The organism is Rhodoferax sp. TS-BS-61-7 (assembly GCF_002943465.1).
Taxonomy (GTDB): Bacteria; Pseudomonadota; Gammaproteobacteria; order Burkholderiales; family Burkholderiaceae_C; genus Allorhodoferax.
Window position 1 is genome coordinate 1 of record NZ_PTQY01000010.1, and the last position, 15,468, is coordinate 15,468.

Below are 15,468 nucleotides of genomic sequence, written 5' to 3' on the forward strand. Positions count from 1 at the left end.
GCTGAGGTGGTTGTGGGTCATTGGCAAACCTGTCGGTGTAGGAACCAAAAGGCTAACCAATTCACTCCATCCTCAGCCCTTCGTCATGCGCTCATGAGGTGTCGCAATTCGATTTGGAAATCAAGATTTCATCTAAAACTGGCCCCTCCACCGCCTAGCTCGCCAGTTCCAGCGGCGTGCTTTTCCAGATCTTGTCGGCGTATTCGCCGATCGTGCGGTCGGCGGAGAACGGGCCCATGGCGGCCACGTTGCGCAGGGCCATGATGGCCCAGGCCTCGCGGTTTTTATAGGCCACATCCACCTGCTCTTGCGCGGCAATGTAGGCCGCGTAGTCGGCCAGCAACAGGTAGTGGTCGCCCCAGTTCACCAACAAGTCGTAAATAGCCTGGAAGCGGCTGGGCTCGTCAGGGCTGAAGACACCGTCGCGGATGGCTTCGAGCACCGCGGTCAGCTCGGCATTGCCCTCGGCAATGGCACGCGGCTGGTAGCCGGCGGCGCGGGTGGCGGCCACCTGCGGCGTGGTCATGCCGAAGATGAAGATGTTGTCCGCACCCACGTTTTCCAGAATCTCCACATTGGCACCGTCCAGTGTGCCGATGGTGAGCGCGCCGTTGAGCGCGAACTTCATGTTGCCAGTGCCCGAGGCCTCGGTGCCGGCGGTGGAGATTTGCTCGGACAAATCGGCCGCGGGGATGATGCGCTCGGCCAGGCTCACGCTGTAGTTGGGGATGAACACGACTTTGAGCAGGTTGCCCACGCGCGGGTCGTTGTTCACCACGCTGGCTACGTTGTTGATGAGGTGGATGATCTGTTTGGCCATGTGGTAGGCCGATGCGGCCTTGCCGGCAAACACCACCACGCGCGGCACGGTGACGCTGCCGGGGTTATTGATGATGCGCAAATAGCGCGTGACCACATGCAGCACATTGAGCAGCTGGCGCTTGTACTCGTGGATGCGCTTGACCTGCACGTCGTACAGCGCGTCGGTAGGAATGGTCAGGCCCATATTGGCCTGTACCCAGGCGGCCAGGCGCTGCTTGTTGGCCAGCTTGGCACCCTGGAAGGCCTCGATCACCTTGGGCTGGGTGAGCACCCCGTTTAGCCCGCTGAGCTGCGTGAGGTCGCGGCGCCAGCCAGTGCCCACCTGCTTGTCCAGCACGGCCGACAAGGCCGGGTTGGCCTGCGCCAGCCATCGGCGTGGCGTGATGCCATTGGTCTTGTTGTTGAAGCGCTCGGGCCAGAGATTGGCAAAGTCAAAGAAGATGCTTTCCTTCATGAGCTCGGAGTGCAGGGCTGACACGCCGTTGACCGAGTGGCTGGTCACCACGGCCAGGTAGGCCATGCGCACGCGGCGCTCGCCACCCTCGTCCACCAGGCTGACCTTGCGCAGCAGCTCGGCACTGCCGCCGCACTGGGAAATCTGGGCCAGGAACTGGGCGTTGATGTCGTAAATGATCTGCAGGTGGCGCGGCAGGATGCGGCCCATCATCTCCACGGGCCAGGTCTCCAGCGCCTCGTGCATGAGCGTGTGGTTGGTGTAGCTGAACACGCCCTGGCACAGGCGCCAAGCATCGGCCCAGGGCAGGTGGTGTTCGTCCAGCAACAGGCGCATGAGCTCGGGGATGGCCAGCACGGGGTGCGTGTCGTTCAGGTGGATGCTGACTTTGTTGGGCAGGTTCTCAAAGCCGGTGTGGGTGCGCAGGTAGCGGCGCAGCAAGTCTTGCACGCTGGCGCTGCAGAAGAAATACTCCTGGTGCAGGCGCAGCTCGCGGCCCGACGGCGTGGAGTCGTCCGGGTACAGCACGCGGGACACGTTCTCGGAGTGGTTTTTGGTCTCCACCGCCGCAAAGTAGTTGCCGCGGTTGAAGGCGCCCAGGTCAATCTCTTGTGTGGCCTTGGCAGACCACAGGCGCAGCGTGTTGGTGGCCTTGGTGGCGTAGCCGGGAATGATGGTGTCGTAGGCCATGGCCTGCACATCGTGGCTGTCCACCCATTTGTAGGCGTCGCCCTCCTTCACCACATGGCCGCCAAACTGCACGCGGTAGTTCACCTCGGGCCGCGGAAACTCCCAGGGGTTGCCGTGGGTGAGCCAGTAGTCGGGCACCTCCACCTGGCGGCCGTCCACAATGGTTTGCTTGAACATGCCGTAGTCGTAACGGATGCCGTAGCCAAAGCCCGGGATGTTGAGCGTGGCCATGGAATCAAGAAAACACGCGGCCAGGCGGCCCAGGCCGCCGTTGCCCAGCGCCGCGTCGGGCTCCAGTTCGGTCACGGCATCCATGTCCACACCAAAGTCGGCCAGGGCCTGCTTCACGCGTTCACGCAGGCCCACGGCCAGCATGGCGTTGCTGAAGGTGCGGCCAATCAAGAATTCCATGCTGAGGTAGTACACGCGCTTGGCGTCCTGCGCGTACTGGGCGCGCGTGGTGGTCATCCAGCGCTCTACCAATTGGTCGCGCACGGCGTAGGCCGCAGCGTGCAGCCAGTCTTCGGGGCGCGCGGCCTGCGGGTCTTTGCCGACCACGAACATCAGCTTGTTGGCGATGGAGCGCTTGAGCGACTCCAGATCGCGCCCAGGGGCGTCAAACTCAAAATTGGGAGCGGTGGCGGTGGCTGTCGTTTGGGTCATGGTGTGGGCGTGTGGCGATAAGGGCCATCAGGCCTGGGCAATCAGGTTTTGGTACAGCGCGACATAGTGCTGGGCAGCACTGGCCCAGTCGAAGGCAAGCTTCATGCCGGTCTGGCGCACGCGGCTCCATTCAGCCTTGCGGTGGTACAGCGCAAAGGCCCGGCGCACCGCGCGGCGGTACTGGGTTTCGTCCATGTCATCGAAGGCAAAGCCGGTAGCGGTGCGGTCGTCCAGGGTTTCCAGATCAGAGTCGACCACGGTGTCCGCCAGGCCGCCCACGCGACGCACCAGCGGCAGGCTGCCGTACTTCAGGCCATACATCTGCGTCAGGCCACAGGGCTCAAAGCGCGAGGGCACCAGCGTCACATCGCTGCCCGCAAAGATGCGGTGGGCAAAGGTTTCGTCGTACCCCAGCTTCACGGCCACGCGGCCCTCGTTCGCCTTGGCCTGGGCCACAAAGGCCTGCTCCAGCCCGGTCTCGCCACTGCCCAGCACCAGCAGCTGGCCACCGCGCGCGACGATTTCGTCCACCGCGGCCAGCACCAGCGGCAGGCCTTTTTGCTCGGTCAGGCGGCTCACCACGGCAAACAGCAGCGCATCGGGCTCCAGCGCTAGGCCCATTTCGGCCTGCAGCAAGGCCTTGTTCTGCGCCTTGCCGGTCATGTGGCGGGCGTCATAGGCATGCGCAATCAGCGCATCGGTGGACGGGTTCCACACACTGTCGTCCACCGCATTCAGGATGCCACTGAGGTGCTGGTGGCGCGCGCGCAGCAGGCCATCCAGCCCACAGCCCTGCTCCGGCCCCTGAATCTCCCGCGCATAGGTGGGGCTGACGGTGGTGATGTGGTTGGCGTAGAACAGGCCCGCCTTCATGAACGAGAGCTGGCCGTGGAACTCCATGCCATGCACTTGGAAGGCGCCCCCGGGCAGGCCCAGGTCGCCAAAGTGCTCGGGGCCAAACACGCCCTGGTAGGCCAGGTTGTGCACGGTGTAAACCGATGGCACGCGCGGGCCCTGCCCCTCATTCCACAGCGCCAGGCTGGCCGGGGCCAGCGCGGCATGCCAGTCATGGCTATGCACCAACTGGGGGCGCCACTGTGCATCCAGCCCGTGCGCCACATGGGCGGCGGCCAGCCCCAGCGCCGCAAAGCGCCGGTGGTTGTCGCCATAAGCCTGCTTGTTGGCATCTTCATACGGATTGCCCGGCCGGTCATACAGGCCAGGGGCGATGAGCACATAGGCACCCAGCGTGCGCCCCTCCCGCGCCAGTGCGGGCAGCGTGCCATAGACCACCTCCACCCGCTCGCACCAGGGCATGGCAAAGCTGCCCACGGGCGTAGCCCCTTCCAGCCCTGCGCAGATGGCCGGGAAGCCCGGCAGCATCACGCGCACATCACAGCCCGCCTCCTGCAGGGCGGCGGGCAGCGCACCGGCAATGTCAGCCAGCCCTCCGGTTTTGAGCAGCGGAAAAATCTCGGCACTGACTTGCAGGATGCGCATGGGCTCTTTCTTCAAAATGACATTTACTCTTTCAGTGGCTGCGAGGAAGCGCCAAGCCAGGGCATCCCGTGGAACCGGCTTTGCCGGGCCACCGGGTGCGCCCCCCTCCCGCCAAAGGCGAGAGAGGGGGGAGACGCGCAGCGGCTCAGGGGGTGCTTAATTTCATCAGCATGTCCTTGGTGACCAGCACCACGCCATTTTCGGTGCGCTCAAAGCGTGCGGCGTCGGCCACCGGGTCTTCGCCGATCACCAAGCCTTCGGGCACGGTGCACCCGCGGTCGACCACCACGCGGCTCAGGCGGCAGCCACGGCCAATGGTCACTTCCGGCAGCAGCACGGCCTGGTCAATCACGCAAAAGGAATGCACCCGAACACTGCTGAACAGCACCGAGTTGCTAACGATGGAGCCCGACACAATGCAGCCGCCCGACACCATGGTGTTGATGGCCTGGCCGTGCTTGCCATCGGCGTCCTGCACAAACTTGGCCGGTGGCAGCTGGCGCTGGCTGGTCCAGATGGGCCAGTTGGTGTCGTAAATGTCGAGCTCGGGGGTGACGGACGCCAGGTCCAGATTGGCCTCCCAGAACGCATCGATCGTGCCCACATCGCGCCAGTAAGGGACGGCATCGGGTGTGGACGACACGCAGGACATGGAGAACGGATGGGCAATCGCCCTGCCCTCGCGCACCACGCGCGGGATCACGTCCTTGCCAAAGTCGTGGCTGGAGTTGGGGTTGGCGATGTCGTCTTCCAGCAGATCGTACAGGTACTTGGAGTCGAAGATGTAAATCCCCATGCTGGCCAATGACACGGCATCGTTGCCGGGCATGGGGGGCGGGTCGGCCGGTTTTTCCACAAACTCGGTGATCTTGCGGGTACCGTTCACCGCCATCACGCCGAAGGCACTGGCTTCGGCACGTGGCACCTCGATGCAGCCCACCGTGCAGCCCGCGCCGCTGTCCACATGGTCCTTGAGCATCAGCGAGTAGTCCATCTTGTAGACGTGGTCGCCCGCCAGCACGACCACGTACTCGGGCTTGCTGCTCTGGATGATGTCCAGGTTTTGGTAGATGGCATCGGCCGTTCCGCGGTACCAGTGTTCTTCGTCCACGCGCTGCTGGGCGGGCAGCAGGTCCACCATCTCGTTCAGTTCCGCACGCAAAAAGCTCCAGCCGCGCTGCAGGTGGCGCAGCAGCGAATGCGATTTGTACTGCGTGATCACGCCAATGCGGCGAATGCCCGAGTTCACGCAGTTGGACAGCGCAAAGTCGACGATGCGGAACTTGCCGCCAAAGTACACCGCGGGTTTGGCGCGGCGGTCGGTCAGTTGCTTGAGGCGTGAACCGCGGCCTCCGGCCAGCACCAAGGCAATGGTGCGGCGCACCAGCATGTGGGGCTGCATATGGCGTTCTTGCTGCACAAGGCTGCGTGGGGTCTCTGTCGTGCTCATGCTTGTCTCCTGTTCATTTTTAGTGGGGTCGTTCTGCAAAAAATCTCGAAATGGCTGCGGTCAGGTCATCACCGTGGGCTGGTCCATGCCGGTGAAGGCGCGCACCTTCGCCACCGCCTCGGCCAGCGCCACCAGCGGCTGCAAAGCCTCTTGCGCAGGCAAGTCCTGGCGGGCGGCATCGGGTTCGTGGCGCTCCAGGTAGACGCGCAGCGTGGCGCCCTCGGTGCCGGTACCGGAGAGGCGGAACACCACACGCGAGCCATCGGTCAGCACCACGCGCACGCCCTGCTTCTGGCTCACGCTGCCGTCAACCGGGTCGGTGTAGGCAAAGTCATCGGCAAAAGCAATGGGCAGGCCCGCAACCGTGGTGCCGCCTAGCGTGGGCAGCGCCGCGCGCAGCTCGCGCATCAGCGCATCGGCCTTGTCGGTGGGAATGGCCTCGTAATCGTGGCGCGAGTAGACGCAGCGGCCATGTTCTTTCCACAGCGCGCGCACCAGTTGCTCCACGGTCTGGCCCGTGGTGGCCACCAGGTTGAGCCAGAACAGCACGGCCCACAGGCCATCTTTTTCACGCACATGGCTGGAGCCGGTGCCGTAGCTTTCTTCGCCACACAACGTGACCTTGCCGGCGTCCATGAGGTTGCCAAAAAACTTCCAGCCTGTGGGCGTCTCGAAACACGGAATGCCCAGTGCCTTGGCCACACGGTCTACTGCAGTGCTGGTGGGCATGGAGCGCGCCACACCGGCCAGGCCGGCTTTGTAGCCAGGTACCTGGGTGGCATGTGCGGCCAGCACAGCCAGGCTGTCCGAGGGCGACACCACAAACTTGCGGCCCACCACCATGTTGCGGTCGGCATCGCCATCACTGGCGGCGCCCATGTCGGGCGCATCGTCGGCAAAGAGGTGGGCGATCAGGTCTTCGGCGTTCACCGGGTTGGGGTCGGGGTGCAGGCCACCAAAGTCTTCCAGCGGTTCGGCATTCACCACCGTGCCTGCGGGCGCACCCAGTTCGCCTTCGAGCAGCGCCTTGGCGTAAGGGCCTCCGACGGCACACATGGCGTCATAGCGCAACCGGAAACCGCCCGCAAACAGTGTGCGAATGGCCGCAAAGTCAAACAGGCCGCGCATCACTTCGGCGTAATCCGCCACGGGGTCGATGACCACGATCGCGGTGCCTTCGAGGCGGCTGCTGCCCAGCGCATCCAGCGCCACATCGGGCGTATCCGCCGTGTGCAGCTGGCTCAGCTGCATGGTGCGCGCGTAGACCGCATCGGTCACTTTCTCGGGTGCGGGGCCGCCATTGGCCACGTTGTACTTGATGCCAAAGTCGCCATCGGGCCCGCCGGGGTTGTGGCTAGCCGACAGCACGATGCCGCCGCTAGCACCGTGCTTGCGGATCACCGCACTCACGGCTGGCGTGGACAAAATGCCACCCTGCCCCACCAGCACGCGCGCATAGCCTTTGGCTGCCGCCATGCGCAAAATGGTCTGGATGGCGACGCGGTTGTGGTAACGGCCATCGCCGCCGACCACCAGGGTCTGGCCTGCGGCGTCGGGCAACACGTCAAACAGCGCCTGGACAAAATTCTCCAGGTAGCGCGGCTGCTGGAACACAGTCACTTTTTTACGCAGCCCCGAGGTACCGGGGCGCTGGCCGTCAAACGGCGTGGTGGGCAGAGTGATAAGAGGCATAGGTGTGTGACGTAGTTAAAGAGCGGTGGAGAGGCTGGCTGCGCTGGCCAGCATGAGGCTTTGGGCCGGCAACCACACCCGCGCGGGCAGAGGTAGATCGGGGCTGTTGCCGGTATCGGTATCCAGACGCAGCTGCCATGCAGTACCGGCAGGCGCTTGCGGTGGAACAAACTCTTGCGTCTGCGCCGTGGGGTTGCACAGCAGCAGACAGGCGGTGGCGCCCGGGGAGCCGGCGCTGAGCTGCAGCGCCAAGGCGTTGTCTTGCGGGTGGTGCCAGTCGGCATGCACCAGGGTCTGGCCCAGCGGGCCCCACCACTGGGCGACCGGGCCTGGACTAGGACCCGTGTCGTTGGCACCGCGCCACCAGGCCCGACTTTGCAGCACGGGCAGTTCGTGGCGCAGGGCAATGGCCCGGGCCACAAAGGCCGTCAGCGCGGCATCGGCCTGGTCCCAGTGCAGCCAAGTGGTCGGGTTGTCCTGGCAGTAAGCATTGTTGTTGCCGCCCTGGCTGTGGCCGAGCTCGTCGCCCGCCAGCAACAAGGGCGTGCCCAATGACCACAGCAGGCTGGCCAACAGCACACGCTTTTGGCGCAGGCGCTGGGCCTGCACCAGCGGGTCGTCACTGCGGCCTTCCACGCCGTTGTTCACGCTCAGGTTATGGCCATGGCCATCGCGGTTGTGTTCGCCATTGGCTTCGTTGTGGCGCTGGGCATAGCTCACCAGATCGTTCAGCGTGAAGCCATCGTGCGCGGTGACCAGGTTCACGCTGCTGTGGGCCGCGCGCAGCGTGGGGCTGAAGGCGTCGGCCGAACCCGCCAAGCGGTTCGCCAGGTCGGCCCGGGTGGCGTGGTGCTGCAACCAGGCGCTGCGCTGGACATCACGAAACCGGTCATTCCATTCCAGCCACCCCACTGGAAACGCGCCCAACTGGTAACCACCGGGGCCGATGTCCCACGGCTCTGCCACCATCAACCGATCGCGCAGCACCGGGTCTTGCGCCACCGCCATCAGGAAAGGGGCATTGGCCTCGAAGCGGTGCTGGCGGTCCGCACCTGCGCGTGCCAGCACGGGTGCGAGGTCGAAGCGAAAGCCGTCCACGCCAAACTCCTGCACCCAGCCACGCAAGCTGTCCATCACGGTGCGCAGCACCAGCGGGTGACTCAGGTTCACACAGTTGCCGCAGCCGGTCCAGTTGGCATAGAGCGCGGGGTTGGTGCTGTCCAGGTGGTAGTAGGTGGCATTGTCGATGCCACGCAGGCTCAGCGTGGGGCCCAGCTCGTCGGTCTCGCCCGTGTGGTTGTAGACCACGTCCAGAATCACCTCCAGCCCGGCCGCATGCAGCGCATCCACGAGCGCGCGGAATTCGCTGCGCGGGCTGGTGCCGGGTGTACCGCTCCAGTAGCGGTTCTCGGGCGCATTCCAGGCAATCGGGCTGTAGCCCCAGTAGTTGGACAAGCCCATGCGCAGCAGCCGTACCTCGTCGGCGCGGTGGGCCACGGGCATCAGGCTCACGGTGGTCACGCCCAGGCGCTGCAGGTGCGCGATGGCGGCCGGGTGAGACAAGCCGGCGTAAGTGCCGCGCAGCGCCTCGGGCACATCGGGGTGCAGGGCCGTAAAGCCTTTGAGGTGCAGCTCATAGAGCACGCGCTGCGCCGGGTCTATCTGTACCCGCCCCAGTGGCGCTGGCAAATCATGCACCACGCGGGCCTTGAGCGCGGTGGCAGCGTTGTCGCGGGTGTCGCGCTGGTGGGGATTGCCGGGCACATGGCCCACATGGATGTCATCGCCGTCGTAGCGCCCCACGACCTCACGTGCCGCCGGGTCCAGCAGCAACTTGGCGGGGTTGAAACGTTGGCCCTGTGCGGGGCTCCAGGGGCCATGCACACGCCAGCCATAGACCAGGCCCACCTCGGCACCGGGCAAGAAACCATGCCACAAGCCATCGACCGGACCGAACATCACCAAGCGTTGCACCTCCCGCGTGGCGCTGGCATCAAACAAGCACAACTCGACAGCCTGGGCGTTAGGCGCGGCCAGGCAAAAGTTCACCCCCTGGTCGCGCAACTGCGCTCCGAGGGTGTGCGTTTGGCCGGGTTGCAAGGTCATGCCGACTGATTTCGCTGGATCGTTTAAGGGGTCACGCGGGTGAGCACAAGGCATGCCAATGGCGGCAGGGCCAGCACCACCGACTGCACATGGTGGTGGGCCGCCACCGCATCGGTGCTCACCTCGCCATTGCCCACACCGCTGCCACCGTACACCACGTTGTCGGTGTTGATCAGCTCCCGCCAGGTGCCCATGACGGGCATGCCAATGCGGTAGCCATAGCGCGGCAAGGGCGTGAAGTTGCACACCACCACGACACATTCGCCCGCCAGGCCATAACGCACAAAGGCCACCACCGACTGGGCCGCATCCTCATGGGCAATCCATGCAAACCCGCCACTTTGCACGTCCTGCTGGTGGAGCGCGGGAAAGGCCTGGTACACGCGGTTCAGGTCGCGCACCAGGCGCTGCACGCCCTGGTGGGCCGGCTGCTGCTCCAGCGACCAGGAGAGTTCGGACCCATCGGCCCATTCGGTCGGCTGGGCCAGTTCGCCGCCCATGAACAGCAGCTTCTTGCCGGGGTAGGCCCACATGAACCCGTAGAGCGCGCGCAAGTTGGCAAAGCGCTGCCAGTCGTCCCCCGGCATCTTGCCCAGCAGCGAGCCCTTGCCGTGCACCACTTCGTCATGCGAAAGCGGCAACACAAAGTTTTCGGTGAAGGCGTACATCAGCCCGAAGGTGAGCTGGTTGTGGTGGTGCCGGCGGTGCACCGGGTCCAGCGACGCGTACTTCAGCGTGTCGTGCATCCAGCCCATGTTCCACTTGTAGTGAAAGCCCAGGCCACCGCTTTGCAGGTCTGCACTGGGGGGGCGGCTCACGCCGGGGAAGGCAGTGGACTCTTCGGCCAGCGTGATGGCCCCGGGCCGCTCGGTGCCCACGGTGTGGTTCATGCGGCGCAGGAATTCGATGGCCTCCAGGTTGTCGCGGCCACCATGTTTGTTGGGAATCCACTGCCCTTCGTCCCGGCTGTAGTCGCGGTACAGCATGGAGGCCACAGCGTCCACACGCAGGCCGTCAATGCCGTAGCGCTCCAGCCAGTACAGCGCATTGCCGACCAAGAAGTTGCGCACCTCGGTACGGCCAAAGTTGTAGATCAGCGTGTTCCAGTCCTGGTGGAAGCCTTCCTTGGGGTCGGCGTACTCGTACAGGTGGGTACCGTCGAATTCGGCCAGGCCATGTGCATCACTCGGAAAGTGCGCGGGCACCCAGTCCAGGATCACACCCAGGCCGGCGGCATGCGCAGCATCTACAAAGAACTTGAAGTCTTCGGGCGAGCCAAAGCGCGAGGTGGGGGCAAACAGGCCCAGCGGCTGGTAGCCCCAGGAACCGTCAAACGGGTGCTCGCTGACCGGCAGCAGCTCCAGGTGGGTAAAGCCCATCTCCTTGGCATAGGGCACCAGGGTGTCGGCCAGCTCACGGTAGCTGAGCCAGCGCCAGCCCTCGGCCTTGCGCCAGGAGCCCAGGTGCACTTCATAGATGCTGATGGGCTTGTCGAACGCATTGGCGGCGGTACGGTCGGCCCGCATGGGCAGGCGTGGTGGCAGCGGGTAGACCACGCTGGCGGTATCGGGCCGCAGCTGGGCGTGGAAGGCAAAAGGGTCGGCCTTGACGGCGATCTGGCCCTGCGCGCCCAGGATTTCAAACTTGTAGAGGTCGCCCTGGGCAACGTCGGGGATGAAGATTTCCCAGACGCCGCACTCGCGCCGAAAGCGCATGGGGTGGCGCCGGCCGTCCCACTGGTTGAACGATCCCACCACCGAGACGCGGCGCGCATTCGGTGCCCACACGGCAAAGCTGGCACCCGACACGCCGTTGATGCAGACGAGGTGCGCGCCCAGGCATTCAAACGGGCGCTGGTGCGTGCCTTCGGCCAGCAGCCAAAGGTCCAGGTCTTGCAGCACCAGGGGAAAACGGTAGGGATCTTCGAGCAACTGCGTGGGACCATCGGCCCACTGCACGCGCAGTTGGTAGGCAAACGCGGTGGACTCGGCCAGCACGGCACCAAACACATCCGTGCCCACAAGGCGCGCCAGCGGGGCGCGGACCAAACCCGTAGCCCTGTCGATCAGCTCCACCTGCCCAGCACCGGGCAATAGCGCATGCACCGCCAGGCCGTCCGAGCGGATATGCATGCCCAGCACGCTAAAAGGATCGGTGTGCTCTGCCCGCATCAGTGCGGACAGATCGTGGTCTTGAAGCGTCATGGTATGGGGTGCGCCAACATCCCGGATGCCAGCGTTTGTCTCTTGTTGACGAACAGCTTAGTACATTATCAAGGGAGTTTATTTAGTCAAAACCCTTGGGCAAACTCCAGAAGTCAATTTGTAACCCGTTTTGTCGGAAGTTACCGACACTCGCGCAAGAGGGTATCGCGCGACAGTGACAGGCGTATCAACGCTCATGCACCTTGCGCGCCAGTTTGCGCATGCGTTCATGCAACGTTATTTGTGCGTCATTGCAAGCAGCTGTGTCCAGCGGCTTGCCATCCACCCAGACGCGACCGGCCAAGCTGCGCTGCGCGGGTTTGTTGCCCTGGCAAATCGATGGCTGCGGTGCAGCTGGTGCAGAGGCCGCCAAGTCCAGCGACTCCTTGCGCAGGCGCTGCATTCTTTGTGCATCTGACACGTAGTTGCGCTCCAGGTGCACGACTTCGAGACGCTCCACGCCCTGTGCATCGCGCACCAAACGGCAACGGCCGTAGTCGCGCGGCAAGGCCAAGCGCAACAACAGCCGGCTGCTGCGGTTCAAAACCTGCCCATCAATTAACGTAAAGCTGCGCTTGTCCTGGTCAAACACATAAATGGAATACAGGCCGGTTTGCGGGTTCTGCTCGGCAATGTCCACATAGCCGTTGCGCAGGGATCGCACCTCTTCTGGCGCCTGGTAGTGCTCAGTCTTGGTGGCCGTGCAGCGCTCCATCAGACTCTCCAGCGTGCTGGCTTCGTACTGCTGGAGTGCCTGTTGGCTGTTGTTGAACTGCACAGGCGGCTGTGCAAACACAGCACCATGGACTAGCAAAAAGACTGCGAATCGCGTGATTACCCTGATCATTTTTGTAATAAAGCCGTGCAATTTGTTGAGAGAATGGCGTCGGCATTTTGTTGCCACTCCATAACAATAGCTTAGCGCCTTCCCGGCAGCGGCAGCCCTCGCTTTCTTGTTCATTGCACTTTACTGTCACACCACCATGAAAACATCGATCCAGTTTCCACAATCCTCCTCAGGCGCCTATGTGGGTGCGACCTTTGTCTGCCTGGGCCTAGGCACCGCCGGTTTTTTGTTGGGCTTGTGGAATGCTGAAATGCAGCTGAACGAAAAAGGCTACTACTTCACGCTGTTGGCCTTTGGTCTGTTTGCCGCGGTCTCGCTGCAAAAATGCGTGCGCGACAAACTTGAAGGCATTCCGGTGTCGGGCGCCTACTACGGCATCTGCTACGGCGCCGTGGGTCTGTCGCTGCTCTTGCTGGCCACAGGGCTGTGGAACGCCACGCTGCTGTTGTCCGAAAAAGGCTACTACGCCATGTCCTTTGTGTTGGCACTCTACAGCGCCGTCACCGTGCAAAAGAATGTGCGCGACAAGAAGGATCAGGGCGCTGGCGAAAGCCGCGTAATGGAATAAACAGGGCAGCCTGAGCCGCCCTCAGCGCAGCTTGCGACCCAGCTTGGCGCTGGGTTTGGCGGCGCCGGTCACCCGCGGGGGCAACCCGGTGTGCTGGGTCAGCATGCGCCCCTTCACCGGTGCGGCAGCTTTGACTGGTGCCGCCGTCGAATTTTTCTTGCGTGCGCTCTGGTAACCCCCATCGCCCAGCGGCTGGAAGGTGGGAATCAGGTGGTGCTTGCCATTGCCCACCAAATCGGCACGGCCCATGGTCTTGAGCGCTTCGCGCAACAGCGGCCAGTTGTTGGGGTCGTGGTAACGCAAAAACGCCTTGTGCAGGCGGCGGCGCTTTTCACCACGCACGATGTCCACTGTTTCGTCGTCACTCTGCGCCGTGCGGTGCACACGTTTGAGCGTGTTGCGCCCGGAGTGGTACATCGCCGTGGCCGTGGCCATGGGGCTGGGGTAGAAAGTCTGCACCTGGTCGGCGCGAAAGCCATTCTTCTTGAGCCAGATGGCCAGATTCATCATGTCTTCATCGGTCGTGCCCGGGTGGGCGGCGATGAAGTAGGGAATCAGGAACTGCTTCTTGCCTGCTTCGGCACTGAACTTCTCGAACAGGGTCTTGAACTTGTCATAAGAACCGATGCCCGGCTTCATCATCTTGGTCAGCGGCCCCTGCTCGGTGTGCTCGGGCGCAATCTTCAGGTAGCCACCCACGTGGTGCTGCACCAGTTCTTTCACGTACTCGGGGCTCTTGACGGCCAGGTCGTAACGCAGGCCGGAGCCGATCAATATCTTCTTGATGCCCTTGAGCGCGCGCGCGCGGCGGTAGATCTTGATCAGCGGGTCGTGGTTGGTGCCCAGGTTGGAACAGATGCCGGGGTAAACACAGCTGGGCTTGCGGCAGGCGGCTTCGATCTCGGGGGTTTTGCAGCCCAGGCGGTACATATTGGCCGTGGGGCCGCCCAGGTCGGAGATGGTGCCGGTGAAGCCCTTGACCTTGTCGCGAATGTCTTCCACTTCTTTGATGATGGATTCTTCGGAGCGGCTCTGGATGATGCGGCCTTCGTGCTCGGTGATGGAGCAGAAGGTGCAGCCGCCAAAGCAGCCGCGCATGATGTTGACCGAGAAGCGGATCATTTCCCAGGCCGGGATCTTGGTCGCGCCGTCATGGCTGCCGTTTTCGTCGGCGTAGCTGGGGTGCGGACTGCGCGCGTACGGCAAGTCAAACACCAGGTCCATCTCGGCGGTGGTCAGCGGGATGGGGGGCGGGTTGATCCAGACGTCACGCGCCGTGGTGCCTTCGCCGTGCGCTTGCACCAGTGCGCGGGCGTTACCAGGGTTGGTCTCCAGGTGCAACACGCGGTTGGCGTGGGCGTAGAGGATGGGATCGCTCTTGACCTGTTCGTAACTGGGCAGGCGGATCACCGAACGGTCACGCGGTGGCACCTTGATCTTGCCCTTGGTACTGGCCAACGCGGGGTTGGCAAAGAATGTCAGCGGTGCGATGGCCGCGTTAACCTCAGGTTTTGAGTCTTTTTGGCCTCTAGCACCCGTGGAATCTGCGCGAACAGCTCCTGAATTAATAGCACCACCAGCCTCCGCAGCTTGGGCAACCGCCTTGGCTTCGTCTTCTTTGGCGCAAGTTGCGCCCTGCTCTGCCGCCTGCTCGCTGGTGGTCATGTAGGGGTTGACGTGGGCCTCCACGCGGCCCGGCTCGTCCACAGTAGTGGACGTAATCTCAAACCAACCCTTGCCGCTTTCATCGTCCGGGCGGCGCACAAAAGCGGTGCCGCGCACGTCGGTGATGTGCTCCACCGGTTCTTTGGCGGCCAGACGGTGGGCGATTTCGACAATCGCGCGCTCGGCGTTGCCGTACAGCAGCAGGTCGCACTTGGCGTCCACCACCACGCTGCGGCGTACTTTGTCGCTCCAGTAGTCGTAGTGGGCAATGCGGCGCAAAGAGCCTTCGATGCCACCCAAGATGATGGGCACATCTTTAAACGCTTCGCGGCAGCGCTGGCTATAGACGATGGCGGCGCGGTCGGGGCGCTTACCGCCTATGTCGCCGGGGGTGTAGGCGTCGTCACTGCGGATCTTGCGGTCTGCGGTGTAGCGGTTGATCATGGAATCCATGTTGCCGCTGGTCACACCCCAGAACAGGTTGGGCTTACCCAAGGCCTTGAAGGCCTCGGCGCTAGACCAGTCGGGCTGGGCAATGATGCCGACCCGGAAACCCTGGGCCTCCAGCATGCGGCCGATCACGGCCATACCGAAGCTGGGGTGGTCCACATAGGCGTCACCCGTCACAAGAATGATGTCGCAGCTGTCCCAGCCCAGCACATCCATCTCTTTGCGGCTCATCGGCAAAAACTTGGCCGTGCCAAAACGGGCCGCCCAGTACTTGCGGTAGCTGGACAGCGGCTTGGCGGCGCGCGCGAAAAAGGAGACGTCGACTGGGGCGTTCATGGGGATCCGGGGGGTAACCCT

General features: G+C 63.7%; 9 protein-coding genes. 1 reads left to right on the forward strand and 8 read right to left on the reverse strand.

Annotated elements, in window-relative coordinates:
* Positions 1-154: 154 nt before the first annotated feature.
* From C5F53_RS19190 to C5F53_RS19220, 7 genes are all read right to left on the reverse strand, one after another.
* Positions 155-2,629: a glycogen/starch/alpha-glucan phosphorylase gene (locus C5F53_RS19190; RefSeq protein ID WP_105263021.1), complete on the reverse strand. Its 2,475-nt coding sequence runs from the start codon at positions 2,627-2,629 to the stop codon at positions 155-157.
* A 27-nt stretch (positions 2,630-2,656) separates the two neighbouring features.
* Positions 2,657-4,129 carry a glycogen synthase GlgA gene (gene glgA, locus C5F53_RS19195; RefSeq protein WP_105263022.1) on the reverse strand — a complete coding sequence of 491 codons (1,473 nt, stop codon included), beginning with the start codon at positions 4,127-4,129 and terminating at the stop codon, positions 2,657-2,659.
* A 145-nt stretch (positions 4,130-4,274) separates the two neighbouring features.
* On the reverse strand, positions 4,275-5,579 hold the full coding sequence (gene glgC, locus C5F53_RS19200) for a glucose-1-phosphate adenylyltransferase (RefSeq protein ID WP_105263023.1): 1,305 nt from the start codon (positions 5,577-5,579) through the stop codon (positions 4,275-4,277).
* 60 nt (positions 5,580-5,639) lie between these two features.
* On the reverse strand, positions 5,640-7,271 hold the full coding sequence (locus C5F53_RS19205) for an alpha-D-glucose phosphate-specific phosphoglucomutase (protein ID WP_105263024.1): 1,632 nt from the start codon (positions 7,269-7,271) through the stop codon (positions 5,640-5,642).
* Positions 7,272-7,286: 15 nt separating this feature from the next.
* Complete coding sequence (gene glgX, locus C5F53_RS19210; protein WP_105263025.1) at positions 7,287-9,377, reverse strand: glycogen debranching protein GlgX; 2,091 nt, start codon at positions 9,375-9,377, stop codon at positions 7,287-7,289.
* 23 nt (positions 9,378-9,400) lie between these two features.
* Positions 9,401-11,581, reverse strand: a complete 2,181-nt coding sequence (gene glgB, locus C5F53_RS19215; RefSeq protein ID WP_105263026.1) for a 1,4-alpha-glucan branching protein GlgB — start codon at positions 11,579-11,581, stop codon at positions 9,401-9,403.
* Between the two features lie 187 nt (positions 11,582-11,768).
* The gene (locus C5F53_RS19220) at positions 11,769-12,359 is read right to left on the reverse strand and encodes a hypothetical protein (protein ID WP_146097400.1); all 591 of its coding nucleotides are present in this window, start codon (positions 12,357-12,359) and stop codon (positions 11,769-11,771) included.
* Positions 12,360-12,564: 205 nt separating this feature from the next.
* Between C5F53_RS19220 and yiaA the strand changes: the two genes are divergently transcribed.
* The gene (yiaA, locus tag C5F53_RS19225; RefSeq protein WP_105263028.1) at positions 12,565-12,996 is read left to right on the forward strand and encodes an inner membrane protein YiaA; all 432 of its coding nucleotides are present in this window, start codon (positions 12,565-12,567) and stop codon (positions 12,994-12,996) included.
* Positions 12,997-13,017: 21 nt separating this feature from the next.
* On the opposite strand, the gene C5F53_RS19230 is transcribed toward yiaA, so the two are convergent.
* Positions 13,018-15,447: a YgiQ family radical SAM protein gene (locus C5F53_RS19230; protein ID WP_105263029.1), complete on the reverse strand. Its 2,430-nt coding sequence runs from the start codon at positions 15,445-15,447 to the stop codon at positions 13,018-13,020.
* Between the last annotated feature and the right edge of the window lie 21 nt (positions 15,448-15,468).